Genomic DNA, 25,868 nt, shown 5'->3' with positions numbered 1-25,868 from the left:
CGGCCCGCCCGTCATTGCGCGGCGACGACCGCCTGCGCGTCGAGCCATGCGGTGATCTGCGCAACGAGGTCGTCAGTGGCGGCTGCAATTGCCCGCGCGCCCCCCGCCGCATCCGGTGTGCTCGCCGGCGCACGCGCGGCGAATGTGTGTTGGCCGACGACCTTGCCCTGGAAGGAGAGCGTCGCGCGCGCGGTCACCGCGCCGTGGCTTTGCGCCTGAGCGTCGAAGTCCTGTTCGAACTCTTCGAGATCGACCCTCAGCACCGGCGCACGCATGCCGTCGCCACCGGTCAGCACAGTGCCGCGCGCCGACAACGCGTTGCGCAGCCGTTGCGTCAGCAACTGGGCGGGCGGCATCGTCCAGTGGCTATTTGCATACGACGCGGTGCGCTGCGTATCCACGTAACTCAGCCGGTAGATCAGCCGGTCGGAGCCGAGCGTCTCGGGCGCGGTGACGTCGAGCATCTTGACGGGCGACAGCGGACCCGCGCTCGCCACCTGCGCGGGCGGCCCGAGATCGTAGCGGATGTCCGACATCACCGTCGAACTGCTCGCGCATCCGCTTAGCAGCGCGCCGACGGCGAATGCCACAGCAAACATGGGAACAAGCGGAACACCGCACGGAATGAGGCGATTGATCGCGCGTGACATGGGCGTATTCCTTTCAGATCATTTTTGCGTGATAGCACCCGTCGCAGCACCCGTCGCTTCCGGCCATGAGAAGCCCGGTTCGCCCGGACCCGGTGGCTGGCGCGGCGCGCCGAACAGGATGCTGCGTGGGTCGTCGCTCAAGGTGTTCGCGGCCCGATCGACCGAGCGCACCGCCGTGCGCACATCGTCGGCCAGCGAATTGACCTTCGGCAGCGTGTCGTAGCCGACCCGCGCTGACATCTCCTGCAATGATGCGTTCATTTCGGTCAGTGCATCGCCCGCCTGCTGTGCCGCCGTGCCGACCTTGTTCAGGTTGGTTTCGAGCGGACCGTTCGCCCGGTTCAGGCTCGACACTAACTGGTTCGTCGACGCGAGCGTCGCGTTCAGCTGATCGACCGTGTGGGGCAGCTTGCCGGCGGCCGGCGCCATTTGCTGCGTCAGCGACGTGACGCCGTCGGCCGCCTGCTGCAGGCTTGCCACGGTTGCGACCAGTTGCTTGCGATTCTCCGGCGACAGCAGGTCATCGACGTCCGACGCGACACGTTCGAGCTGTCGCAGCAGCACTTCTCCACGTTTTTGCAGCTGATCGAACAGGCCCGGGTGCAACGGCAACTGCGCGACGTCTTTGGGCGTCGAAGGAAGCGGCGTCTGGTTCTTGCCCGTATCGTCGAGCTGCACGAACGCGATGCCGGTGACCCCCTGCAGCGCGAGCGTGCCGTATGTCGAATGGGTGATCGGCGCGCGCTTGTCGACCAGAATGCGGATCAGGATCTGTCCGGTATGGTCCGGATCGAACTTCAACGACTGCACCTTGCCCACGTCGAGTCCGCGAAAGCGCACTGCCGCGTCCGGATAGAGCCCCGTCACATTGGTGCGCGCAATCAGGTCGTAAGGTATGCGCTCCGACCGGTCGACGTTGAACAGAAACGCCGCTGCCGCGATCGCGAACGCCAGCGCCACGGTGAAAAGCCCGGCCCAGAAGGCGTGCGATTTGTTTTCCATCGTCAGGTTCCCCAGGTTCTCCGCTTACATCGCGGTTCGCAGCGCGATTGCGTCGCACGCGGGTTCGAGCGCCTCGGACGGCAGCTTCGCGCGGCGCTCCGGCGACAGCCCTTGCAGCGCGAGACGTCCGCGCAGGCCGAGGAAATACTCGCGGATGAACGGATGATCGACGTGCGCCACTTCCTCGACCGGCGCGGCGACCAGCACCTTGCGGTCGGCCAGCACCGCGACGCGCGACGACAACGCGACCATTGTGTCGAGGTCGTGTGTGACCATCACGACAGTCAGCCCGAGCGCGCGATGCAACGCGCTGATCAATTCGACGAATTCGTCGGACGCCTGCGGGTCGAGCCCCGCGGTCGGCTCATCGAGGAAGAGCAGTTCCGGCTCGAGCGCGATCGCGCGCGCAATGCCGACCCGCTTGATCATCCCGCCCGACAGCGCCGCCGGCATCTTCGACGCATTCTTGCATGGCAGGCCGACCATCTCGAGCTTCAGCATCACGATGTCGCGCAGCAGTTCTTCCGGCACCTTGCCGAGCTCGCGCAATGGCTGCGCGATGTTGTCGAATACCGACAGCGATGAAAAGAGCGCGCCCTGCTGGAACAGCATGCCCATCCGGCTGCGCATCAGGCGCGCCTCTTCCGGATCGATCTGCGACGTGTCCTCGCCGAACACCTTGATCGTGCCTGACGTCGGCTTATCGAGCCCGAGGATCTGGCGCATCAGCGTGGTCTTGCCCGAGCCTGACCCACCGACGATCGCGACGATCTCGCCGCGCCTCACGTCGAAGTTCAGGTGCTGGTGCACGACGTTGCGGCCATAGCGTTTCGTCAGGTTGCGCACCTCGATCACGGTTTCGGCGATCTCCGGCAGCGGCTGGTCCCGTACGGCATGTGTAAGCGGCGCAATCATGAGAGCCCCACGTTCTGAAAGAGAATCGCGAACACCGCGTCCGCGAGAATCACGACCGTGATCGAGGTAACGACCGAGGCCGTTGTGCCTTCGCCGAGGCTTTGCGAATTCGCCTTGATGCGAAAGCCGAAATGGCAGCCGACCAGCCCGATCAGCATGCCGAAGGTCGCGCCCTTACCGAGACCGATCCACAGGTTCGCGACCGGCACGACGCTCGGCAGCGAGCGCGCAAAGTACGACATATCGATCTGCAGCACGAGTTTCGCGGCGAGCGCACCGCCCAGCAGCGAGATGATGTTGGTCCACATCACGAGCAGCGGCATCGCGACGGCGAGCGCGATCACCCGCGGAAGAATCAGCCGCAGCCCGTGCGGAATGCCCATCACGCGCATTGCGTCGAGTTCTTCGGTGACCCGCATCACACCGATCTGCGCGGTGATCGACGAGCCCGAACGCCCCGCGACGAGAATCGCCGACAGCACCGGCCCCAGTTCGCGGATCACCGCTAGCCCGAGGATATTGACAATGAACTGGTTCGCGCCGAACAGACGCAATTGCTGCGCGGACAGATAGCTGAGCACGATGCCGATCAGGAACGCGACGAGCGCGATGATCGGCAGCGCTCTCGCGCCCGCGTAGTAGACGTTCGCGGAAATTTCTTTCCACGGCATGATCTTCGGATTGCGCGCGACCGACAGCAGGTCCAGCACCACGCGGCCGAACATCGCGACGCCGCCGTACAGATGCTCGAAGAACGAGAAGAGACCAAGACCGAGCCGCGTGAACGGGTCGGGGCGCAGCACGCTCTCGGGGTTCTCGCGTTCGCGGTCGAGCAGTGCGATCCGGTCGAAAATGTCACGCTGTGTCGCATTCAACGCAACCAGATCAGCGGGCAGTCGATAGCCCCACATGCGCCACAGCGCCTGGCCGCCGACGTGGTCCAGCCGCTCGATGCGCGACAAGTCCCATTGCGCGACCTTGTCGGTGCCGATCAGCTCGCGCAGGCGGGGCAGCGCACGGCCCTGCGAGCGGTCGCGCGCGAGTGCGAGCGCAGTCCACTGGCCGGACAGCCGGACGATCTTGCCCTGTCTGCCTGCCGCGACTTCAAGGCCGGGCGGAGTGTCGTAGTTCAAGGCGCTGGATGGTCGTTGTCGGATTAACGGGCATTGTAACGAACGCGCCGCCTCGCGGCCGTGCGGGCATGCCCGGCCCTGCGCCGCCGGAGGTCGGCGGGTCACTGCACGAAGCGGCAAGAAGCGGCAAAAAGCGGCAAACACCGATGGGACGCGACGGGAATTGACGAAAACCAGCGTCATTCGGCAACACTGGGCAACACCGCGCCACCGGCATTGACGAGCGGTGGGTCGCGGCCGGTGCGAGTGGTCGCTACAATACGCCGCATGACTATCCCCACCTCATCTGGCGCCCACGATACCGACGACTGGCGCATCGACCGCGCCCGCGCGGTGACGCTATTCGGTCCGGCCGCGCACGACTGGCCGATCGAGATCGTCGAGGAAACCGGCTCCACCAACGCCGACCTGATGGCCCGCGTGAAAACATTGCCGCGTAAGGCCGGCGCGCTCGAGCGGCCGATCGTGCGGGTCGCCTATCTGCAAACCGCGGGCCGCGGCCGCCGCGGCCGCCCATGGTACGCGGAACCGGGCAACGCGTTGCTGTTTTCGGTCGCCTGTGTGCTGCCGTGTCCGCTCGAAGGGCTGGCGGGCCTGAGTCTGGCGGTCGGTGTCGCGCTGGTCGACGGGCTGCGCTCGCTGCCGGTCGCGGGCCCCGGCCAGATCGCGCTGAAGTGGCCGAACGACGTGCTGCTCGAAGGCGACAAGCTGGCCGGTATCCTGATCGAAACCGCGTGGAGCACCGACGACGCAAGCGCGGTGGTGATCGGCATCGGCACCAATGTGAAAGGCGCCGACGAACTGGCCGCGAAGGTCGGCGCGCTGAATGCCGGCGTGCCGCCCGAAGCGCGCGGTGCGACGCCCACGGCGCTGTCGCGTGCGCTGCCGACAGCCAATCTCACCGATACGCTCGCCGCCGAGCTCAACGCGCTCGAACCGGCGCTCAAACGCTTTGCGGCGGAAGGCTTCGCGCCGTTCCAGCCGCGCTGGAACGCGTGTCACGCCTATGCCGGCCGCGAGGTGCTGCTGTTCGAGCAAGGCGTCGAAGTCGGGCGCGGCATCGCCGAGGGCGTCGACGAGCGCGGGCAACTGCTGCTCGATACGCATATCGGCCGTACCGCGATCTCGACCGGCGACGTGTCGCTGCGGCTTGTCGAGCGGGGCGTATCGTGAACCGCGCGCCGTTTTTGCTGATCGATGCCGGCAATAGCCGCGTCAAATGGGCGCTGGTCGATGGCAACGGCGCACAAACGCACAGCGGCACGTTCACGCATAGCGGTTTGCTGGTGAAGGGCATCGGCGACCCCCTCGTCGCCGAGCACGAACCCGATTGGCACGCGCTCCCGGCGCCGCGTGGCGCATGGATCTCGAACGTCGCGGGTGAAGCCGTCGCGCGGCGCGTCGACACGCTGCTCGACGCGTACTGGCCCGCGCTGCCGCGCACAACGATTCACGCCACCGCGCAGCAATGCGGCGTGCGCAACGGCTACACGGTGCCGGCGTCGCTCGGTAGTGACCGCTGGGCCGGCATGATCGGCGCACATGCGGCATTTCCGGATGAAGATCTGCTCATCGCGACCTTCGGCACTGCGACCACGCTGGAAGCGCTACGCAAGGACGGCACGTTCGCGGGCGGATTGATCACGCCGGGCTGGTCGCTGATGATGCGCTCGCTCGGCGAGCACACCGCGCAATTGCCGACGCTAGGCACGCTCGACACACAGGACCCGCTGACGGACGATCACCCGTCCGAGGCCGCCATCCCTGCGTGGTCTGATCCGCATGCGTTATGCTTCGCGACGAATACGCACGATGCGATCGCAGCGGGATGCGCACTGGCGCAAGCGGCGTTCATCGAGCGGATGTGGCGCCGTCTGCAGGACGAATGGCGTACGCCAATGCGGCTCGTGGTCGGCGGCGGCGCAGCAGGCGAAGTGGTCAGGTCGCTGCAGGTGCCGCATACGCGGCACGATTCGCTGGTGCTCGCGGGGCTCGCGTTGATCGCCACCGATGGCGCCCCGCACGCCGCATAAGAACAGAAACAGGTTGTCGCTCACGACGACTGACACCACACAACGGAGAGTCCACCGATGCTGCGCTGGCTGATCACCCTGCTCGTCATTGCCAATCTGTTGGCATTCGCCGCGGTGCGCGGCTTATTCGGGTCGGCGCCGGCCGCCGGCGCGCACGAGCCGTTTCATCTGAACCGCCAGATTCATCCGGAATGGCTGCGCGTACAACCGATGTCGGCCGCCGACGCGGCGGACCAGGCCGTCGTGGGCGGCCCCGCACCGGTCGCGCCGATCGCGGCGTCGGCGCTGTTGCAATAGCCACGCGGCGGCATCCGGCCGCTCGCATCGAGCCGCGCGACCGTCCTACTGTTGCGGCGCGCGGACTTTCTTTAGCAGCGCAGTGGTCGAGCGGTCATGCTCGAACGGAATGGCTAGCGCCCGCCCGCCCCAGCCACGCACCAGCGCCGATTCCGGCAATGCGTCCATATCGTAGTCGCCGCCTTTCACCAGCACGTCGGGACGCAGTGCTTCGATCAGCTCAATCGGCGTGCGTTCGTCGAAACGCACCACCCAGTCAACGCTTTCGAGCGCTGCGAGTAGCGCCATCCGGTCGTCTTCGTGGTTGATCGGCCGATCGTCGCCCTTGCCGAGCATACGCACCGAAGCGTCGCTGTTCACACCGACGATCAGACACGCGCCCAGCGCCTTCGCATCCGCGAGATAGGTGACGTGACCGCGATGCAGAATGTCGAACACACCATTGGTGAATACCACCGGCCCGCGCAGCGACGGACGGCGTTGCGCGAGCGCGTCGCGGGTCGTGAACTTGCGTTCGAAAGAAGCGGTCATGACGAAGGAAATGGGAGTAGCCGGGGTTGCCGCAACGATACACGTGTCGACAGGTTCTGACGAATCCATGCCGAGGCCGGCACGCCCACGTCAGGCGACCGACGCAAAACGGCCCGGCGGGCTTACGCCTGCCGGGCCGCGATCAAGGACAAGCATGCCTGTGTGAGTTTCTCAGCCGCGCTTCAGCGCATCACGCGGGCTGCCGCGCCGGACCTTGTTCGCTCTGCAGGCGCGCGGTGACTTCCTTGCGGTAACGGTTCAATTCCTGCGCCGTGTTGAACGTGCGCTCGAACAGAATGGACAGGTTATGCAAGATCCGTTCGACGACCTTCTTTTCCCAACCGTCATCGAAGCGGATCTGCTCGTCGAGCCAGCGTTCGAGCCACTCGGGATCGGGCAGACGCGACTGGATCGTATCGCGCGGGAACAGCGCCTGATTCACGTGCAGGTTGGTCGGATGCAGCGGCTTTTCGGTGCGGCGCGCCGACGCCATCAGCACGCCGATTTTCGCGAACGCCGCGCGTGCCACGTCGCCGAAGTTGCCCATGGCTTTTTTCATGTAACGCAGATACGCGCCGCCATGACGGGCCTCGTCGCGCGAGATCGTTTCGTAAATGTGCTTGATGACCGGTTCGGTATGCCATTCGGCAGCCCGGCGATACCAGTGATTCAGACGGATTTCGCCGCAGAAATGCAGCATCAGCGTTTCGAGCGGCGGCGCCGGATCGAATTCGAAGCGCACCGCGTGCAATTCTTCTTCAGTGGGGACCAGTTCCGGCTTAAAGCGCCGCAGATATTCCATCAATACGAGTGAGTGTTTTTGTTCTTCGAAGAACCACACGCTCATGAACGCTGAGAAATCGCTGTCGTGATGATTGTCGCGCAGGAACATTTCCGTGGCGGGCAGCGCGGACCATTCCGTGATCGCGTTCATCTTGATCGTTGCGGCCTGCTCGTCGGTGAGCAATGACGCGTCGAACTTGTCCCAGGGGATGTCTTTTTCCATGTCCCATCGGACGGATTCAAGCGATTTATATAGTTCCGGATAAAGCATGGTGTTCATAGTCCCACCCCTGTTCTGCGCAAGGCCACGTCTGTTTGTGTCTGTCCAACCACTTATTGCTCGTTTTGCCGCTGACGAACGAAAACCGCGCTTTCGCCGGCGCAGCATTCAATTTTACGCGGTAATCGGTCGCCCAGAAAATTCTGTGGCAAAGAAGTACCAGCGGCGTTTTAAGCGCTTGCGAAATGCGGGATTTCACAATGCGCGGCCAACCGTGGGTGAGGGAGACCCTGTGCCTGAGGTCAAGCCAGCGTGCGGCGCAACGCCGCGGCAAGCCCTACGCCGGGATGCCGACGCTTGGCGAGCTGCTGGAATGGTGATTTTCGACGCAGGCTCGTGGGCTGAAAATCTTAACGAATAATAACACGCACGCCTTGAATGACCGCGCTGTAAAAGCCATCGCAACCGGCAAGGACGCCGTTGATTGATCTGGAACAAGGCTGCTTTTGCCGCTTGAGCGGAACGACACAGACGACGCGACGCGGCAACCAGCGACGCGAAAACGGCGCAAGCGAGCCGAAGCGAGGCCGAAGCGGCACAGAAGCGGGCCGCATGGCCGATGAGAAGCCGCGCGGCCACACCCGGTCATGACGAACACGCGGCCTCAAACGAACGTCTGGCGCGGCAGCTCGACCAGACGGCAAGTCCGCCTCACCGCCGGGCCGGACTTACTCCGACTGATCCGGCTCCGGCGTCTTCTTCGGTGTGCTCGCGGCTGCCCGTTTGGCTGCCGGCGCGCGCTTCGCAGCCGGCCGTTTCGCTGCCGGCTGCTGCGACGATGCGCCCGCACTGCGCTCGGCCCGGCTCCCGTGATTCGCACGCGGTTCGCTCGTGTGGGCCGCCGCCGCTTCGCTTCGTTCGGCCGCCTGATGCCCGCCACCGTCGCTGCCCTCAGCGCCTGTGGCATTGCCTTCGGCCATCCCCGGTTGCGACATCGCGAATTGCGCGATCTGATTGAACTGCGATTGCAGCAGATTCCACCATCCCGACGCATCGAACCCCGGCGGCGGTGCGCTTTCGCCGGTGTCCTGCGCGGACTCGCCCGTTCCGGCGGCCGCGTCCGCGCGGGACGCAGCCATGTCGTCCGCCTGTTGCTGGGCGGGTGTTTGCGCGCGTCGCGGCGCGTCGGCCACCGGCTGTGTCATCGACGACTGGGCAAATGCGCCGAATGCCCGCAGCGTCGCGAGCGTTGCGCGCTGCACCTCGAGCGCCTGAATCGCCGATTGCAGCATATTCAGATTCAGTTTCAGCCATTGCTCGACCGCGCGCATGTCGGTAATGCGCTTGTCGAGTTCTTCGACGTTGGTCAGCGGCGCCATCATGTCGGACATCATCGACAATGACGGCACGAAGCCCTGCGCAGCGCCCGGGTGCGTACCGGGAAAGGCGGCGCCGAACGGCGTGAGACGCATCATCCCCCACATCCGGTCGAGCATTTCGGCGGGCGGGAAGCCGGGAAATCCGGGAAAGGGCGGCGTGGAGCCGGGCGTGTCGGTCATGTTGATCTCCTCGCAGCGTAACGGGCGCTATAAGAACGAAGCGCGGGAAAAACTGAAGCTGATGTGGGTTGCGGGCCGCCGCCGGCGACGGCTTCGGCGAACGCCCGACGGATCATACCGTCGATGCGGGTGGCGAGCGTATTGCAAAAGTATGCGTCCATTGTGCTTCCTGCGGAGTCCACCGACACGCGACGCGGCACATTCACTCAACAAGACCCACTGCGCTTGTGCCGCTGTTTTCGCCGCCGATTCATCTCATAGGTCGCCGGCCGGAAAGTCCGGCGCGCGGCGCTCGCGCAGCGATGTCACGCCTTCGCGCACGTCCGGTCCGGCAAAGCCCATGAATTCGAGCGCAAGCGACGTATCGAACGCCGGCCCTGCCGAGCGCAACCAGTTATTCAGCGCGTACTTGGTCCAGCGGATCGCGGTTTGCGATCCCTGCGCGAGCCTCTGCGCCACGTCGAGCGCCTTTGGCAGCACATCCTGCTCGTCGACCGCCAGCGACACAAGTCCGATGCGCTCCGCCTCCTCACCGCTCACCGGCTCGCATAGCAGCAGGTAGTACTTGGCCTTCGCCATCCCGCACAGCAGCGGCCAGACGATCGCCGCATGATCGCCCGCCGCGACACCCAGGCGCGTGTGACCGTCGATAATGCGCGCGGTCTTTGCCGCGATCGAAATATCGGCGAGCAGCCCGGCCACCAGCCCCGCGCCGACCGCCGGCCCGTGCATCGCCGACACGATCGGCTTACCGCAATTGATCACGTTGTAGACGAGATCGCGCGCCTCGCGCCACACTCGCGTGCGCACCGCGAAGTCGGTGGCCATCTGCTCGACGAGTTGCAGATCGCCGCCTGCGGAAAAGCCCTTGCCTTCACCGCGAATCAACGCGACGCGCACATCCGGATCGCGATCGACGTCGCGCCAGATCTCGGCGAGTTCACGATGCATCTGCGCATTCGCAGTCGAAAGGCCGCTGCGGTTCGCGCCTTCGCCGCTCATCACGATTTCGAGGATGCCGTGCGCATGTCGTCGCAGCCGCAGCGACTGATAGTGCGAGTAAAACGCGGGATTGCTGAGCTGCGATTCGTGCGCCATGGCGATGCCCCGGTGATACCGCTGCTTGCCGTGTCGGAGGAACGTCGGTCCGCGCGACGGCGGCGTTCCGACACGACACCGCCGCCGCGTGTTCAGCGCGGCTGATCGATCCGGCTGATCCATTCATTTGCCGTCGCGAATCTCCATGACGAAAAACCCGCGTACGAGGCGCCGTGGATTTCACCAGCGCCGGTCGCCGTTGCGTCATTGCGCCAGCGGCGCCACCGCCTGCTCGATCGAGCCGAAAATCGACTTGCCCGCTTCGTCGAACATGTCGATCTTCACCGTGTCGCCGTACTTCATGAATCCGGTTTGCGGCGCGCCGCTTTCGATCATCTCCAGGCACCGCTTCTCCGCGATACAGCAGTAGCCGCGCTTCGCATCCTTGTTCGACACCGTGCCTGAGCCGACGATCGTGCCGGCGCGCAGATTGCGCGTCTTCGCGGCATGAGCAATCAGTTGCCCGAAGTGAAACACCATGTCGACGCCCGCATCCGGCTGGCCGACTTTCTTCCCGTTCCAGTGCACGATCATCGGACGATGCACGCGGCCTTCGCGCCAGTGCTCGCCAAGCTCGTCGGGCGTCACCGCGACCGGTGCGAACGCTGTCGCCGGCTTGCTCTGGAAAAAGCCGAAGCCTTTCGCGAGTTCCGCCGGAATCAGATTGCGCAGCGACACATCGTTGACGAGCGTGACGAGGCGCACGCTTCTCAATGCGTGCTCGGGCTTCACGCCCATCGGCACATCGCCGGTCATGACCGCCACCTCCGCCTCGAAATCGATGCCGAATTCCTCGGACGCACAGACGATGTCGTCCCGCGGACCGATAAAGTCGTCGCTGCCGCCCTGATACATCAATGGGTCGGTCCAGAACTCAGGCGGCATCTCGGCACCGCGCGCGCGACGCACCAGTTCGACATGGTTCACATATGAAGAGGCGTCAGCCCACTGGAACGCGCGCGGCAGCGGCGCCATACAGTCGTTTGCATCGAACGCGAACGTATTGCGCGCGCGGCCCTGGTTCACCGCGTCGTACAGATCGCGCAGTTGTGGCGCGTAAAAGGTCCAGTCGTCAAGTGCGCGTTGCAGTGTGGCGACGATCGCGTCGGCAACCGCGGCAGTTTGCAGATCGCGCGACACGACGATCAACTGACCGTCGCGCGTGCCGTCCTTCAGCGTGGCAAGTTTCATAGGCGAATGGAGCGTGTGGGTGACGATATGAGGAATGTATTCTACGATGGTGAATCCGTGCCGCCCATTCTGCATGGTCATCAAGCCGTTCGTGCGGCCTGTCACTCTTCGAATTGTGCCTATCGCTCATGTCACCCGTAGCCCGCTCCAGCGCGTCAACCGAACTGCCCGAATCCGAATCCACGACCGATGACGACGCCGGCGATACGCCTGAAGGCGGCGAGGAAAAACTGCGCTCAGGCATCCAGTCGATCGAGGTCGGTTTCCGTCTGCTCGACGTGCTGACGCAGGAACCGCGTGCAATGATGCTGCGCGACCTCGCGCAGCGCGCGGGCATGAGTCCTGCGAAGGCGCATCGCTATCTGGTGAGTTTTCTGCGGTTGGGCGTCGTCGCGCAGGACCCGCTGACCGGCCGCTACGAACTCGGCGGCTTTGCGCTGCAACTGGGCCTTGCGCGCCTCGCGCGAGTCGACGGCGTGAAACTCGCGCGCGTCGCGCTGACCACATTGCGCGAGCAACTCGATCTGACGGTCGGCATCGCCGTATGGGGCAATCAGGGCCCGACCGTCGTGCACTGGATGGAATCGAGCTATCCCGCCAAGGCGTCGCTCAAGCTCGGCGATGTGATGCCGCTGCTCAGTTCGGCAACCGGCCTGCTGTTTGCTGCGTATATGCCGCGCGGCAAGACGGCTGCGATGATCGACCGTGAACTCGCCGATACGCGCCGCTCATCGCAAACAGGCGGCCCGCATAACGCCGAAGACGTTGAACGCCTGCTGGAAGAGGTGCGAGCGCATGGCGCCGCGCGGGTCGAAGGCATGTTGTTGCCCACCATTCACGCATTCTGCGTGCCGGTATTCGATTCGACCGGCGCGCTTGCGCTCGGACTGATTGCACTGGGTCATGAAGGCGCGTTCGATATTCGCTGGGACGGTGAAGTGGATACCGCATTGCGTGAATGCGCGCGAAAACTGTCGTATGAACTGGGGTACAGTTCGACGCCGCGCTAGGGTCGTTTGCCGTTCGGCGCGGAACACCAGCCGAAGCGGCGCGGTCGAATGCTGTTGCCGCCTGGCGCCGCGGCGCTTTACCGCCAGAGCACACTGCGCGGGGTCTGCATGCATAACGCTCGTCGAATCGTAATACGCGCGATGCATGCGTTTGTATGGCATCGTCCTGACGTCACCTGCCCGATCACCCTTCGCCAGTAGAACCTGTTGATTTAATGTCTTCACCGTCCGTCGCACGCCACCCGAATCGCCCACCGCTTTCGCCTGCGCCCCGCCGCGCGTTGCGATGGCGCTGGATTGGCGTGCTTGTCCTGGTGGCCGGTATGCACTGGATCGCCGCGCAATGGTTCGAGCGTCATCGCGACACCTTCAAACCAGCCGATACGAAGCATGTGCCCGTACAGGTCGAGTTACTGAGGCCCGAACGCATCGAGCAGCGCCCGGCCGGCGCGGCGACGGCGCGTGCTACGCCAACCCCGACGCCGCAGCAAAAACCGTCTGTTCGTGCTCCGCATGAAAACACGCTGACCGCGATCAGACCTGAACAGAAACCCAGGAAACCGTCCAGGCCGGCGCGGCCCGAACCGGCCACCCAGGCCGAAGCCGCAGCCGCGCCTGCTCAACCGGAAGCCGCCAGCGAAGCAGCCAGCACCGCGGCGACCGCGTCGTCATCGGCCCCGAACGCCGCGAGCGGTACAGGCACAGCAAGCGGCACGAACAACGGTAACGGCAATGCCGCCCACGCCGCACCGGGTGTCAGGTTTTCGGTTCCGCCGTCGGGCGACCTCGAATACGACACGTTCTATAACGGCGTGCGCAACCAGCCCGGCACGATTCATTGGGAAAGCGACGGTCATACCTATCGCCTCGTCGTATCGGTGCCGCTGCCGTTCGTCGGCACATACAGCTACGAAAGCCATGGCCACGTCGACGCATTCGGTCTTGCGCCGGATCAATACATCGAAACGCGCGGACATCGCGGTGAGGACGTGACGGTCTTCAACCGCGAAACGAAGCAGATCGCGTTCACGCGCACACCCACGACGCTCGCACTACCGGACGGCGCACAGGACCGTTTCAGCATGATCATGCAGCTTGCCAGTCTCGTGCGCGGCGCGCCCGACGTGTATCGGCCCGGCGTCACGCGCGAGTTCTACGTGACGGACAACGACAGTGGGGAAATCTGGCCGATCGAGACGATCGGTGACGAAACCGTACGCACGCAACAAGGTTTCGTCGATGCACGGCATTTCATGCGTCTGCCGCGTCGCGAAGGCGACCGTCGCCGCATCGACGTGTGGCTTGCGCCGTCGCTCGGCTGGTTACCGGTGCGCTTCGTGCAAACCGAACCGAACGGCACGCAAGTGGAACTGCTGTGGCATGGTCAGACCGGAACACCGAATTCGGCCGCGACGAATCCGAACACACCCAGCCCAAGCGCCGCGGATACAACCGATATGCAGGCGAGCCCGCAGCCTGCCGCGCCTGCGGCCGCGGACCCAGGCGTGGACGCCGAAAAGCCCTGATGCGCACGTGGTCGCATCGTGTTTCGACTGCGGAAACTTCCGCACGCGGCGCCACTCGCACCAGATCCGGCGTCGAAACACACGACGCATTGCGCATCGCATCACCTTTGAAAAAGGAGCAAGCATGCAAGTGAATGTCAACGGCATCGACACACGCTATGTGCTGGGCAATGAGGGCGGCGGCCCATGGCTCACCTTCATCCATCAGTTGGGCGGCGATCTGTCGATCTGGGACCAGCTCGCCGGCTACTTTCGCAACGACTTCACCGTGCTGCGCTACGACGTGCGCGGCCACGGCAACACGGCCGCACCGACCGCTCCGTTCACCGTTGCCGATCTGTCCACCGATCTCGCCGCGCTACTCGATACGCTCGGCGCAAAAAGTACACACCTGGTTGGCATGTCGATGGGCGGCGCGATCGCGCAGCAGTTCGCGCTCGATCATGCGTCGCGGGTCAATACGCTGACGCTCGCCGATACCTTCGCCTGTACCCTGCCCGATGCGCGCAGTATCTGGGATCAACGCGCCGAAGCGGCGCGGCGCGACGGCCTTGCATCGTTGATGCCGGCGTCGCTCGAACGTTGGCTTACGCCCAACTTTCGGGGAGCGCACCCGGAAGTCGTCGAACAGATTCGCGACGTGTACCTCCATACGACCGTCGAGGGCTTTGCACTCGCGTGCGCGGCGCTGCGCGATTTCGACGTGCGCGATAGACTGGCGGAAATACGCTCACCTACACTGGCGGTAGCCGGGCGTCACGACACAGGCACGCCTCCTGCTGCTACAAAGGCGATAGCAGATGCAGTCCCAGGGGCGCGATTCGAGGTGCTGGACGCGGCTCATCTCGCGCCGATCGAGCAATCACAACGATTCACCGCGCTGCTCGAAACGTTTTTGCAATCGCAGGTCTAACTGATAGGTCCGGAGAATTGACAAGCGCCACACCGGACCCACCCCTTGAATTCCAAGCCAAGTGCTCCACGTAGGGTGCAGGACTGGCCCGGAGCCAACGGAAATAAGGAGTGTCGCCATGCAAATGATCTACAACAGCCCCAACTATTGTGTCGTTGAGTTCCCACCTCAGGACGGCCATGTTGCGATGAAGTCTGGCGGTTACGAGATTGTTGACAAGAACACCCAGCGTGAGATTTACATCGATGGAGCAATGGCGGCGAGTTTCCGTGAGCACGTACAGAAGCTAATCGAAGAAGAACCGTCGCTCGACGAAGTGGACGAGTTTCTCGGCCAGTTCGATAGCCTGATGCACCAGCCGGTTGTGCTGCATTAAAGCTCATACTGCGACACGCCAGGCAACGTTCTACGAACCCCGTCCGGCCTGCCGGACGGGGTTTTTCTTTGTGCGCCGACACTCGCATCAATCGTGCTCGCCACCTGTTCGCGTCCCGTCACTATCGCTACGGCAGCGGTGCCGGACGGTCCCGCACCGCGCGGGCTACAATGTCGAGTTTCCTGAAAAAGTCGGCTAACAAACCGGCCAACGTCTCTCTGCCATGAACAAGCCTGCCTCCACCGTCGCTTCGAACAGCGCCGCCGGCTATACGCGCGGCGCGGCCCTGCCCACCCTGCTCCAGTCGCGCATCCTGATTCTCGACGGCGCGACCGGGACGATGATCCAGCGTTACAAGCTGAACGAGGCGCAGTATCGCGGCGAGCGTTTCAAGGACTACGGCCGCGACATAAAAGGCAACAATGAATTGCTGTCGATCACGCAACCGCAAATCATCAGCGAGATTCACGAGCAATACCTCGCCGCAGGCGCCGATATCGTCGAAACCAATACGTTTGGCGCCACCATCGTCGCGCAGGCGGACTATGGGATGGAAAACCTCGTCGACGAAATGAACATCGCGTCGGCAAAGCTCGCGCGAGCGGCGTGCGACAAGTATTCGACGCCCGACAAGCCGCGCTTCGTCGCGGGCGCGATCGGACCGACGCCGAAGACGGCGAGCATTTCGCCCGACGTCAACGATCCGGCCGCGCGCAACGTGACCTTCGATGAATTGCGCAGCGCGTACTATCAGCAGGCGAAAGCGCTGCTCGAAGGCGGCGCCGATCTGTTCCTTGTCGAAACGATCTTCGACACGCTGAATGCGAAGGCCGCTCTTTTCGCGCTTGACGAGCTGTTCGAAGACACCGGCGAGCGCTTGCCGATCATGATTTCCGGCACCGTCACCGATGCTTCCGGACGCATCCTGTCCGGCCAGACCGTCGAAGCATTCTGGAACTCGCTGCGCCATGCGAAGCCGCTGACTTTCGGCCTGAACTGCGCGCTCGGCGCGGCGCTGATGCGGCCGTATATCGCCGAACTCGCGAAGCTGTGCGATACCTATGTGTCGTGCTACCCGAACGCGGGGCTACCGAATCCGATGAGCGACACCGGTTTCGACGAACTGCCGGCCGATACTTCCGGGTTCCTGAAGGAATTTGCCCAGGCGGGACTCGTGAACATCGCCGGCGGCTGCTGCGGCACGACGCCGGAGCACATTGCCGCAATCGCTCAAGCGCTGGCCAACGTCAAGCCGCGCAAGTGGCCGACGCAATACCGCGACGCGGCCTAGGCCTGCCTCCGATCCGCCACGCATCTTCCGTTGTCTACGACGCCAACTCACGCACCAGTGCAAGTCATGACCGATCATACGCTGCGCCTTTCCGGCCTCGAACCGTTCAACGTCACGTCCGGGACGCTTTTCATCAACGTCGGTGAACGCACCAACGTGACCGGCTCCAAGGCATTCGCCCGGATGATTCTCAACGGCCAGTTCGACGAAGCCTTGGCGGTTGCGCGTCAACAGGTCGAAAACGGCGCGCAGGTGATCGACGTCAACATGGACGAGGCGATGCTCGATTCGAAAGCGGCGATGGAGCGCTTCATGAATCTGATCGCGTCGGAACCGGACATCGCGCGCGTGCCGGTCATGATCGACTCGTCGAAGTGGGAAGTGATCGAAGCGGGCCTCAAGCGCGTGCAAGGCAAAGCGATCGTCAACTCGATCTCGCTGAAGGAAGGCAAGGACGCGTTCGTCCATCACGCAAAGCTGATTCGCCGCTACGGCGCGGCGGCGGTCGTGATGGCATTCGACGAGCAGGGCCAGGCCGACACGTTCCAGCGCAAGACCGGCATCTGCAAGCGCTCGTACGACGTGCTCGTCAATGAAGTCGGCTTCCCGCCCGAAGACATCATCTTCGATCCGAATATCTTCGCGGTCGCAACCGGCATCGAAGAGCACAACAACTATGCGGTCGATTTCATCGATGCGACCCGCTGGATCAAGCAGAACCTGCCGTATGCGAAGGTCAGCGGTGGCGTGTCGAACGTGTCGTTCTCGTTTCGCGGCAACGACCCGGTGCGCGAAGCGATTCACACCGTGTTCCTCTATCACGCGATCCAGGCGGGGATGGACATGGGCATCGTCAACGCAGGGCAACTCGGCGTGTATGCGGACCTCGACCCCGAACTGCGCGAGCGCGTCGAAGACGTTGTGCTGAACCGCCGTGAAGACGCGACCGACCGTCTGCTCGAAATCGCCGACAAGTTCAAAACCGGCGCCGCGAAAAAAGAAGAGAACCTCGAATGGCGCAATCAGCCGGTCGAGAAGCGTCTTGCGCACGCACTCGTGCACGGCATCACGAATTTCATCGTCGAAGACACCGAAGAAGCGCGCGCGCAGATCGCCGCGAATGGCGGCCGCCCGATCAACGTGATCGAAGGCCCGCTGATGGATGGCATGAATATCGTCGGCGACCTGTTCGGCCAGGGCAAGATGTTCCTGCCGCAAGTCGTGAAGTCGGCGCGCGTGATGAAGCAGGCCGTCGCCCACCTGATTCCGTTTATCGAAGAAGAAAAAAAGCAGCTGGCCGCGGCCGGCGGCGACGTGCGCGCGAAAGGCAAGATCGTGATCGCGACCGTGAAGGGCGATGTACACGACATCGGCAAGAACATCGTGTCGGTCGTGCTTCAGTGCAACAACTTCGAAGTGGTCAATATGGGCGTGATGGTCCCGTGCAATGACATTCTCGCGAAAGCGAAAGTGGAAGGCGCGGACATCGTTGGCCTGTCCGGGCTGATTACGCCGAGTCTCGAGGAAATGGCCTACGTGGCGTCCGAAATGCAGCGCGACGACTACTTCCGACTGAAGAAGATTCCGCTGCTGATTGGCGGCGCGACCACGTCGCGCGTGCATACGGCGGTGAAGATCGCGCCGCACTACGAAGGGCCGGTCGTGTATGTGCCGGATGCGTCGCGCTCGGTGTCAGTCGCATCGAGCCTGTTGTCCGATGAAGGCGCGACGAAGTATCTCGACGAACTGAAAGCCGACTACGAGCGCATTCGCCATCAGCACGCCAACCGGAAAGCGCAGCCGATGGTCACGCTGGCACAGGCGCGTGCGAACAGGACGAAAATCGACTGGAGTACGTATCAACCGGTCAGGCCGAAGTTCATCGGGCGCCGTGTGTTCAAAAACTACGATCTGAACGAACTCGCGAACTACATCGACTGGGGCCCGTTCTTCCAAACGTGGGACCTTGCCGGCCGATATCCTGCGATCCTCAACGACGAAGTAGTCGGCGAATCGGCGCGTCGCGTATTCTCGGATGCGAAAGCGATGCTCGCGCGACTGATTCAGGGCCGCTGGCTGAGCGCGAACGGCGTGATCGCGCTGTTGCCGGCGAACACCGTCAACGACGACGACATCGAGATCTATACCGACGAGTCGCGCAGCGAAGTCGCGCTGACCTGGCGCAACCTGCGTCAGCAAAGCGAGCGGCCGGTGGTCGACGGCGTCATGCGGCCGAACCGGTCGCTTGCCGATTTCATCGCACCGAAAGACTCGGGCGTGGCCGACTATATCGGCCTGTTCGCGGTCACGGCGGGTATCGGCGTCGACGCGAAGGAAAAGCAGTTCGAACAGGACCATGACGACTACAGCGCGATCATGCTGAAGGCGCTTGCCGACCGCTTTGCGGAAGCGTTTGCCGAAGCGATGCATGCGCGCGTGCGGCGCGACTTGTGGGGTTACGCGGCAAGCGAGTCGCTGACCAGCGATGAACTGATCGACGAGAAGTATCGCGGCATTCGTCCCGCACCGGGCTACCCAGCGTGCCCGGACCATCTGGTGAAGCGCGACATGTTCGACGTGTTGCAGGCCGGCGAGATCGGCATGAGCGTAACCGAGTCGCTGGCGATGCTGCCGGCCGCGAGCGTGTCGGGCTTTTACCTTGCGCATCCGGACAGCACGTACTTCTCGGTCGGCAAGATCGGCGAGGATCAGCTGGAAGACTACGCACAGCGCATGGCGTTGTCCAGGACGGACGCGCAACGCGCGCTCGCACCCCTGCTGTAACCGGTCACACGACGCGCCCGCGAGCGACACGCGCGCGGGCGCCGCCCCCCACTATATCGGCGCGCAAAGCCCGAATATTTCCGGCGGTGCAGTTTTCGGCTTTGTAAACTGCAGCGGCCTCATCTCGCCGAGTGCGTCGTCAAGAACGCACGGCATGTCGACTCGCAACCGTCCCGGAGAAAATTGTATGAAGAAGCTGTCGCTGATCTTGATGGCCGCATCGCTTGCTGTCGGCACCATGCCGGCGCTCGCGCAAGGCGGGTCCAGTTCGGTGAGTTCGTATTCGCCGCCGACCGAGCAGCATGTGAAGAAGCCGAAGCACAAGAAGGCGAAGAAAGGCGCATCGACACCGGCCGCCACGCCGCAAGGCGCAAGCCAATAACGCCAGGCACAGCGAAAAAGCCCGCCTGCATCGGATGCAAGGCGGGCTTCGATACTGGACCGCGGATCAACCGGGCGCGCGCCGCGCGTTAAATCCCCCAGACGATATCCGCGTTTTCCTTCTTCGCGACGCGCAGCATGTCGAGGAACGGATACGCGCGTTGCGCAAGGCCGATCGGGACTTCATGCCGGTCGTGTCCCTCTTCGCCCTCATGAAAATGGCCTTCGTGTTCGGCGCGCTCCTGCTTGTCGGTGACGATTGCCGCTTCGAGCTTCGTAATCGCGTCGCCGAGTTCGTCATGCGTGATGACGCCGCGTTGACCCAGCCTCTTGCCGACAATGCCGACAAGATACTGAGCCAGGTTCTCCAACATCACCACGTCCGGCGCGGCACGACATTTGAAAGTAATCAGCATGACTGTTCCCTTTTCGTTCTGTTGACCTCTCCCTCGCCGGCCGGCGGCGAAGCGGCTCTCCGCGGTGCGCTCCGCAGGTCCCTTCGCGGCGTATTGGCCGGGACTTCAAACAGGGTTTCAACCGCGGTTTGAAACAGACTTGCCACCGGGTTTTCCACCCCCTGCTCCCAACTGTTCCGGGGAGCCCGTCCGGCCGCGCCGGGCCGCCTCGTCTGGACCGGGCGCGTCAATGGACATATTAGCACCTGCTAAAATCCGTCCTGACGGAAAAGCCCGCCGCGCGGCGCACGCGTACGCTGGGCCGGCGCGGTCCGGGGCGTGCCATCGAGCCGCGGACCGAATGATGAGTGGCAAGGCCGCCGGTGGTGCGCGGACTTCGCGTCGCATTGCGCGAGTTATGCGCAAACGGCACCCGGCACTTCGTCTGCGCCGGCAAGCGAACGCGGTCGACTCAGACGCACGCCGTCCGCGCGAGGCCGCCGTCAATTTGCCGCACTGGAAGTTGCCGCATTCCGGCGCAATCTTGCCTTACCCGACTGCCTCACTGGACTCGCAACAAGCATGCTGCCTGCACATAAACACACTCTCGAAACCCTGCTCGCCGACACTGTGAAGCAGATCGCCACGGCCACCGCGGGCGCGTCCGAAGCCGCCTTCGTCACACCGACGATCACGCTCGAACGGCCGAAGGTCGCCGCGCACGGCGACATCGCGTGCAATGTCGCGATGCAGCTCGCCAAGCCGCTGCGCGCGAATCCGCGTCAGCTGGCGCAGCAGATTGTCGATGCGGTGCTCGCGCATCCGCAGGCAAAAGGCCTGATCGAAAGCGCCGACGTCGCGGGCCCCGGCTTCATCAACCTGCGTATCGCACCGGCCGCGAAGCAGGCCGTCGTGCGCGAGGTGTTCGCGCAGCAGCAGGCGTTCGGCCGCTCGCAGCGCGAAGCCGGCAAGCATGTGCTGGTCGAATTCGTATCGGCGAACCCAACCGGTCCGCTGCACGTCGGCCATGGCCGCCAGGCCGCGCTCGGCGACGCGCTGTCGAATGTGCTCGCGTCGCAGGGCTGGGACGTGCATCGCGAGTTCTACTACAACGACGCCGGCGTGCAGATCCATACCCTCGCGGTGTCCACGCAGGCGCGCGCACGCGGCCTGAAACCGGGCGACGCGGGCTGGCCTGAATCCTCGTACAACGGCGAGTACATCGCCGATATCGCACGCGACTATCTGAACGGCGAGACCGTCTCCGCGCGCGACGGCGAGCCGGTCAAAGGCGCGGGCGACGTTGAAAACCTCGAAGCGATCCGCCGCTTCGCGGTCGCCTATCTGCGGCACGAACAGGATATGGACCTGCAGGCATTCGGCGTCGAGTTCGACCAGTACTATCTCGAATCGTCGCTGTACACGGAAGGGCGCGTCGAACAGACGGTCGACGCGCTCATTGCCGCCGGCAAAACCTATGAGGAAGAGGGCGCGCTATGGCTGCGCACCACCGACGACGGCGACGACAAAGATCGCGTGATGCGCAAGAAAGACGGCACGTACACGTATTTCGTGCCAGACGTCGCGTACCACGTGGCGAAGTGGCAGCGTGGCTTCACTAAGGTCATCAACGTTCAGGGTTCGGACCATCACGGCACGATTGCACGCGTGCGCGCCGGCCTGCAGGGTCTCGGCATCGGCATTCCGAAGGGCTACCCGGACTACGTGCTGCACAAGATGGTCACCGTGATGCGCGACGGCCAGGAAGTGAAAATCTCGAAGCGCGCGGGCAGCTATGTGACGGTGCGCGACCTGATCGAATGGTCGGGTGGCGCCGTGCCCGGCCAGGAAGCGGCGCCGGATTTGCTCGATGAAGAAACCATCCGCCGCGGCCGCGACGCGGTGCGCTTCTTCCTGATCTCGCGCAAGGCCGACACCGAGTTCGTGTTCGACATCGATCTCGCGCTGAAGCAAAACGACGAAAACCCGGTGTACTACGTGCAGTACGCGCACGCGCGTATCTGCTCGGTGCTCGGCGAATGGAAGTCACGCTTCAACGCGGACGAAGCGGTGCTGCCGTCGGTCGAGCTCGCGCCGCTTTCGAGCGACCGCGCGATGGCGCTGCTGCAAAAGCTCGCGGAATTCCCCGATATGCTGTCGCATGCGGCCGATGAGCTCGCACCGCATGCGGTTGCGTTCTACCTGCGCGACCTCGCGAGCGAATTTCACTCGTTCTACAATGCCGAACGCGTGCTGGTCGACGATGAAGCGACCCGCAACGCGCGCATCGCACTGCTCGCGGCCACCCGCCAGGTGCTGGCGAACGGCCTCGCCATCATCGGCGTATCGGCTCCGCCCAAGATGTAAATTCGACTCGCCCCCGGCATTCGCTTATGCGACCATAACGCGCGGTCGTAGCAAAGCGGCGGCAGCGGCAGCACCGCCGGTTGCCGTCGCTATAATCGACCGTCATTCAAGTTTTTCCTTTTGCAGGTGATTCAGACAATGGCAAAGCCACGCCGCACAACGAAGCAGTCGAAGCAAACCGGGGGGACGTTTCTCGGCATCGTGCTGGGCCTGATCGTCGGTCTGGCCATCGCCGTAGTGGTCGCGCTGTACATCACGCGCGCGCCGACGCCGTTCGTCGCGAAGGTTGCGCCGCCCGCCGCGTCGGACGCGGGTGCAAGCCAGCCGCAATTCGATCCGAACCGGCCGTTGCAGGGCAAGAGCCCAGGCCAGCCGGTACCGCAAGCCGTGCAGCCGGCGCCACCCAATACCGCGCCGGGGCAGACCAACAATCAGACGCAATCGTCCGGCATCCTGGAAGAACCGCAGATCGTCGAGGTGCCGCCGGCTGCCAGCGGCGTCGCGCCCGCGCCGAACAGCAACGCGTCGTCGGCTGCCGCCGCCGGTGCGAAGAAACCGGGCTCGAGCGGCACGACGGTGGCCAATATTCCGCCGCCGACCAAGCCTGGCGCCGCGTCCGCGCCGCCGTCCGCCGCCGACGCGAACACCGGCTATCTGCTGCAGGTGGGCGCGTACAAGACGTCCGCGGACGCCGAGCAGCAGCGCGCGCGGCTCGCATTCCAAGGGTTCGAATCGAAGGTCACGCAGCGCGATGCGGGCGGTATCACGTACTATCGCGTACGGATCGGACCGTTCTCGAAGTTCGAGGACATGAACGCCACACGTCAACGCCTGTCCGACGCCGGTATCGACACGGCCGTCATCCGCTTCACCAAGCAGTAATCCGCCGTACGAATTCGTGCGCGCCGCTGAACCTTCGGCGCGCACGCGCAGTCTCAAGCACGGCGAAAGCCTGCCGTCCGTCGCAGCGTTCACGGTAACAGGCCCGTCGCCAGCCATTCAACTGTCCACGCTATTTCCCGATTGGGATGACAAGACATGAAAAAGCTGCTTAGCCTTCTTTGCCTCTCGCTAGGTCTCATCACTGCCACGGCAGGCGCCAGCCCGACCGCACCGGTCGCCGGCAAGGACTACACCGTGCTGTCATCGCCGCAGCCGGTCGAAGTGCCGGCCGGCAAAATCGAAGTGATCGAATTCATGTGGTACGGCTGCCCGCACTGCAACGAATTCGACCCGTATCTCGAAGACTGGATCAAGAAGCAGGGTCCGGATGTCGTGTTCAAGCGCGTGCCGGTCGCGTTCCGCGATGATTTCATCCCGCATTCGAAGATGTATCACGCGGTCGATGCGCTCGGCCTCGCCCAGGAACTGACGCCGAAAATCTTCCACGAAATCCACGTCAACAAGGACTACCTGCTGACGCCGGAAGCCCAGGCGGCATTCCTGTCAAAGAACGGCGTGGATCCGAAGAAGTACATGGACGCGTACAACTCATTCTCGACGCAAACGGCGCTGCAGCGCGACACGAAGCTGATCAACGACTACAAGATCGACGGCGTGCCGACCCTCGCTGTGCAGGGCAAGTATGAAACCGGTCCCGCGCAGACGAACAGCCTGCCGGGCACGATCCAGGTGCTCGACTACCTTGTCAGCCAGGTTCGCGCGAAGAAGATGTAACGCGTGACATTGCGACGCGCCGGTATGGGTACACCGCTAAAGGTCTTCATTACCGGCGCATCGAGCGGCATCGGCCTCGCAATCGCCGCCGAATATGCGCGGCGCGGCGCGATTCTCGCCCTCGTCGCACGGCGCGGCGACGCGCTCGAGCGCTTCCGGCAAGCGCATCCTGAACACCCGGTCTCAATCTATCCCGCGGACGTTCGCGACGCTGATGCGCTCGCGGCCGCCGCGCAGGACTTCGTCGCCCGGTACGGCTGCCCGGACATCGTGATCGCAAACGCCGGCGTCAGCCGCGGCACCGTCACCGGTCTCGGCGACTTGCAGATCTTCCGCGACGTGATGGACATCAACTACTTCGGCATGGTCGCGACCTTCGAGCCGTTCGCGGCTGCGATGGCCGCCGCGCGCCAAGGCACGCTGGTCGGCATATCGAGCGTCGCGGGCGTGCGTGGCCTGCCGGGCTCGGGCGCATATAGCGCCTCGAAGGCCGCCGCCCGCACGTATCTGGAGGCGCTGCGCGTCGAGATGCGGTCGCGAGGCGTCGCGGTCGTGACGATCGCGCCCGGCTTTATCCGCACGCCGATGACCGCGCGCAACCCGTACCGGATGCCGTTCCTGATGGACGCCGAACGCTTCGCGCGCGAGGCGGCCGACGCGATCGAACACCGGAAGCGCTATGTCGTGCTGCCATGGCAGATGCGCTTCGTCGCCATCATGTTGCATATCATGCCGCGCTGGCTCTACGATGCAGCAATGAAAAAAGCCCCGCACAAGCCGCGCGCGGCGGCTGATTGAACGATTGAAAGCTTCCTACTGTCGACGGAATCCGCGATGAGCGAGCAGACAGTCGATGCAGCGGGCGTCGAGCACGCAAGCGCCGGTGACGACGCACGGATCGTCTCGCTGGTGCCGAGCATTACCGAACTGCTGTTCGCGCTCGGCCTCGATCGGCAGATCGTCGGGCGCACCGGCTTTTGCGTGCATCCACGCGAACGCGTGCGCGCGATACCCAAAGTGGGCGGCACGAAGTCCATACGCATCGATGCAGTGCGCGCGCTGCGGCCAACGCATGCGATCGTCAACATCGACGAAAACGAACGGACGACGGTCGATGCACTGCGCACATTTGTCCCGCACATTGTGGTCACGCATCCGCTGGCACCTGAAGACAACGTTGCGTTATTCGCGCTGCTTGGCGCGATATTCGGCCGCCGCGACGCGGCGCAGCGCTTGAGCGATGCGTTGCGCACAGAGCTGGACGCGGTCACGGCGCGCACCTGGCCGCGACAACGCGTGCTTTACGCGATCTGGCGCGATCCGTGGATGACCGTCGCGCGCGACACCTATATCTCCGCGATGTTGCGTCTGGTGAACTGGCACACGCTGCCCGACATCGATGGCGGACCGACAGGCGCGCAGCGCTATCCGGCCTTCGATCTGAACGCACGATGGCTAGCCGACGTCGACCGTGTGCTGCTATCAAGTGAACCGTACCGCTTCACTCAATCGCACTGCGACACGCTCACGCAGAATCCGCAGGTCGCCGGCGGACTGGCCGGCAAGCGAATCGAGCTGATCGACGGCGAACAGGTGTCGTGGTACGGCTCGCGCGCGATCGAGGGCATCGGCTATCTGCAACGGTATGCCTCACGGCACTGAACGGCGTGTCATGCGACCATATCGGTATGTACCATGCGTGGTTGTCGCCGCAACGACCGTTCGATAAGCTTTCG

25 protein-coding genes are annotated in these 25,868 nt (G+C 63.9%); 15 read left to right on the top strand and 10 right to left on the bottom strand.

The features are described from left to right. Window positions 1–11 precede the first annotated feature (11 nt). The 4 genes from HV796_RS28360 to HV796_RS28345 are packed head-to-tail and all read right to left on the bottom strand — an operon-like array spanning window position 12 to window position 3,700. On the bottom strand, window positions 12–650 hold the full coding sequence (locus tag HV796_RS28360; protein ID WP_175229968.1) for an ABC-type transport auxiliary lipoprotein family protein: 639 nt from the start codon (window positions 648–650) through the stop codon (window positions 12–14). A gap of 18 nt (window positions 651–668) precedes the next feature. Next, window positions 669–1,652, bottom strand: coding sequence for an MlaD family protein (locus tag HV796_RS28355; RefSeq protein ID WP_175229966.1), 984 nt, complete (start codon window positions 1,650–1,652; stop codon window positions 669–671). Window positions 1,653–1,676: 24 nt separating this feature from the next. Beyond that, window positions 1,677–2,567 carry an ABC transporter ATP-binding protein gene (locus tag HV796_RS28350; protein ID WP_175229964.1) on the bottom strand — a complete coding sequence of 297 codons (891 nt, stop codon included), beginning with the start codon at window positions 2,565–2,567 and terminating at the stop codon, window positions 1,677–1,679. Then, window positions 2,564–3,700 (bottom strand): MlaE family ABC transporter permease, encoded by a 1,137-nt coding sequence (locus tag HV796_RS28345; RefSeq protein WP_175229962.1) that lies wholly within the window; start codon window positions 3,698–3,700, stop codon window positions 2,564–2,566. The genes HV796_RS28350 and HV796_RS28345 overlap by 4 nt, the downstream gene beginning before the upstream one ends. 267 nt (window positions 3,701–3,967) lie before the next feature. On the opposite strand from HV796_RS28345, the gene HV796_RS28340 reads away from it, so the two are divergent. From HV796_RS28340 to HV796_RS28330, 3 genes are read left to right on the top strand one after another with little or no spacing between them, the layout of a single operon-like run. Beyond that, window positions 3,968–4,873 carry a biotin--[acetyl-CoA-carboxylase] ligase gene (locus HV796_RS28340; protein WP_175229960.1) on the top strand — a complete coding sequence of 302 codons (906 nt, stop codon included), beginning with the start codon at window positions 3,968–3,970 and terminating at the stop codon, window positions 4,871–4,873. Beyond that, window positions 4,867–5,733, top strand: coding sequence for a type III pantothenate kinase (locus HV796_RS28335; protein WP_175230034.1), 867 nt, complete (start codon window positions 4,867–4,869; stop codon window positions 5,731–5,733). The genes HV796_RS28340 and HV796_RS28335 overlap by 7 nt, the downstream gene beginning before the upstream one ends. A gap of 57 nt (window positions 5,734–5,790) precedes the next feature. Then, window positions 5,791–6,030, top strand: coding sequence for a hypothetical protein (locus HV796_RS28330; protein WP_175229958.1), 240 nt, complete (start codon window positions 5,791–5,793; stop codon window positions 6,028–6,030). A gap of 45 nt (window positions 6,031–6,075) precedes the next feature. On the opposite strand, the gene rfaE2 is transcribed toward HV796_RS28330, so the two are convergent. The 5 genes from rfaE2 to HV796_RS28305 form a co-directional block, all read right to left on the bottom strand. Continuing rightward, window positions 6,076–6,561, bottom strand: coding sequence for a D-glycero-beta-D-manno-heptose 1-phosphate adenylyltransferase (gene rfaE2 / locus HV796_RS28325; RefSeq protein WP_175229956.1), 486 nt, complete (start codon window positions 6,559–6,561; stop codon window positions 6,076–6,078). A 190-nt stretch (window positions 6,562–6,751) separates the two neighbouring features. Then, window positions 6,752–7,615 (bottom strand): ferritin family protein, encoded by an 864-nt coding sequence (locus HV796_RS28320; protein ID WP_175230031.1) that lies wholly within the window; start codon window positions 7,613–7,615, stop codon window positions 6,752–6,754. A 677-nt stretch (window positions 7,616–8,292) separates the two neighbouring features. Next, a complete protein-coding gene (locus tag HV796_RS28315; RefSeq protein ID WP_175229954.1) occupies window positions 8,293–9,123 on the bottom strand; it encodes a PhaM family polyhydroxyalkanoate granule multifunctional regulatory protein in 831 nt (276 codons plus the stop codon). Between the two features lie 255 nt (window positions 9,124–9,378). Further along, window positions 9,379–10,221: an enoyl-CoA hydratase/isomerase family protein gene (locus HV796_RS28310; RefSeq protein ID WP_175229952.1), complete on the bottom strand. Its 843-nt coding sequence runs from the start codon at window positions 10,219–10,221 to the stop codon at window positions 9,379–9,381. 204 nt (window positions 10,222–10,425) lie between these two features. Further along, on the bottom strand, window positions 10,426–11,412 hold the full coding sequence (locus HV796_RS28305; protein ID WP_175229950.1) for a fumarylacetoacetate hydrolase family protein: 987 nt from the start codon (window positions 11,410–11,412) through the stop codon (window positions 10,426–10,428). 128 nt (window positions 11,413–11,540) lie between these two features. Here HV796_RS28305 and HV796_RS28300 point away from each other — a divergent pair, with 128 nt between their 5' ends. The 7 genes from HV796_RS28300 (at window position 11,541) to HV796_RS28275 (ending at window position 19,694) form a co-directional block, all read left to right on the top strand. Then, window positions 11,541–12,422, top strand: coding sequence for an IclR family transcriptional regulator (locus tag HV796_RS28300; protein ID WP_175229948.1), 882 nt, complete (start codon window positions 11,541–11,543; stop codon window positions 12,420–12,422). Window positions 12,423–12,637: 215 nt separating this feature from the next. Continuing rightward, window positions 12,638–13,948 carry a DUF3108 domain-containing protein gene (locus HV796_RS28295; RefSeq protein ID WP_175229946.1) on the top strand — a complete coding sequence of 437 codons (1,311 nt, stop codon included), beginning with the start codon at window positions 12,638–12,640 and terminating at the stop codon, window positions 13,946–13,948. Window positions 13,949–14,072: 124 nt separating this feature from the next. Continuing rightward, window positions 14,073–14,861 (top strand): 3-oxoadipate enol-lactonase, encoded by a 789-nt coding sequence (pcaD, locus tag HV796_RS28290; protein ID WP_175229944.1) that lies wholly within the window; start codon window positions 14,073–14,075, stop codon window positions 14,859–14,861. A 118-nt stretch (window positions 14,862–14,979) separates the two neighbouring features. Next, the gene (locus tag HV796_RS28285; RefSeq protein WP_134190710.1) at window positions 14,980–15,237 is read left to right on the top strand and encodes a BTH_I0359 family protein; all 258 of its coding nucleotides are present in this window, start codon (window positions 14,980–14,982) and stop codon (window positions 15,235–15,237) included. A gap of 223 nt (window positions 15,238–15,460) precedes the next feature. Further along, the gene (locus tag HV796_RS43470; RefSeq protein WP_217478023.1) at window positions 15,461–16,528 is read left to right on the top strand and encodes a homocysteine S-methyltransferase family protein; all 1,068 of its coding nucleotides are present in this window, start codon (window positions 15,461–15,463) and stop codon (window positions 16,526–16,528) included. 66 nt (window positions 16,529–16,594) lie between these two features. After that, a complete protein-coding gene (gene metH / locus HV796_RS28280) occupies window positions 16,595–19,312 on the top strand; it encodes a methionine synthase (RefSeq protein ID WP_217478022.1) in 2,718 nt (905 codons plus the stop codon). A 187-nt stretch (window positions 19,313–19,499) separates the two neighbouring features. Then, window positions 19,500–19,694 (top strand): acid-shock protein, encoded by a 195-nt coding sequence (locus HV796_RS28275; RefSeq protein ID WP_175229942.1) that lies wholly within the window; start codon window positions 19,500–19,502, stop codon window positions 19,692–19,694. Window positions 19,695–19,782: 88 nt separating this feature from the next. Here the strand turns inward: HV796_RS28275 and HV796_RS28270 are convergent, their stop codons facing one another. After that, window positions 19,783–20,109 (bottom strand): DUF1840 domain-containing protein, encoded by a 327-nt coding sequence (locus tag HV796_RS28270; protein ID WP_175229940.1) that lies wholly within the window; start codon window positions 20,107–20,109, stop codon window positions 19,783–19,785. 561 nt (window positions 20,110–20,670) lie between these two features. On the opposite strand from HV796_RS28270, the gene argS reads away from it, so the two are divergent. The 5 genes from argS to HV796_RS28245 all read left to right on the top strand — a co-directional run bounded on the left by argS (window position 20,671) and on the right by HV796_RS28245 (window position 25,794). Further along, window positions 20,671–22,455, top strand: coding sequence for an arginine--tRNA ligase (gene argS, locus HV796_RS28265; protein WP_175229938.1), 1,785 nt, complete (start codon window positions 20,671–20,673; stop codon window positions 22,453–22,455). Between the two features lie 138 nt (window positions 22,456–22,593). After that, the gene (locus tag HV796_RS28260; RefSeq protein ID WP_175229935.1) at window positions 22,594–23,337 is read left to right on the top strand and encodes an SPOR domain-containing protein; all 744 of its coding nucleotides are present in this window, start codon (window positions 22,594–22,596) and stop codon (window positions 23,335–23,337) included. A gap of 156 nt (window positions 23,338–23,493) precedes the next feature. Next, a complete protein-coding gene (locus HV796_RS28255; RefSeq protein ID WP_175229933.1) occupies window positions 23,494–24,132 on the top strand; it encodes a thiol:disulfide interchange protein DsbA/DsbL in 639 nt (212 codons plus the stop codon). 24 nt (window positions 24,133–24,156) lie between these two features. Then, window positions 24,157–24,930 carry an SDR family oxidoreductase gene (locus HV796_RS28250; RefSeq protein ID WP_175229931.1) on the top strand — a complete coding sequence of 258 codons (774 nt, stop codon included), beginning with the start codon at window positions 24,157–24,159 and terminating at the stop codon, window positions 24,928–24,930. Window positions 24,931–24,966: 36 nt separating this feature from the next. After that, window positions 24,967–25,794 carry a helical backbone metal receptor gene (locus HV796_RS28245; RefSeq protein WP_175229929.1) on the top strand — a complete coding sequence of 276 codons (828 nt, stop codon included), beginning with the start codon at window positions 24,967–24,969 and terminating at the stop codon, window positions 25,792–25,794. The last annotated feature ends 74 nt before the right edge of the window (window positions 25,795–25,868 follow it).

The organism is Paraburkholderia humisilvae (assembly GCF_902859855.1).
GTDB classification, from domain to species: domain Bacteria; phylum Pseudomonadota; class Gammaproteobacteria; order Burkholderiales; family Burkholderiaceae; genus Paraburkholderia; species Paraburkholderia humisilvae.
This window is presented reverse-complemented; position numbering and strand designations above follow the sequence as displayed.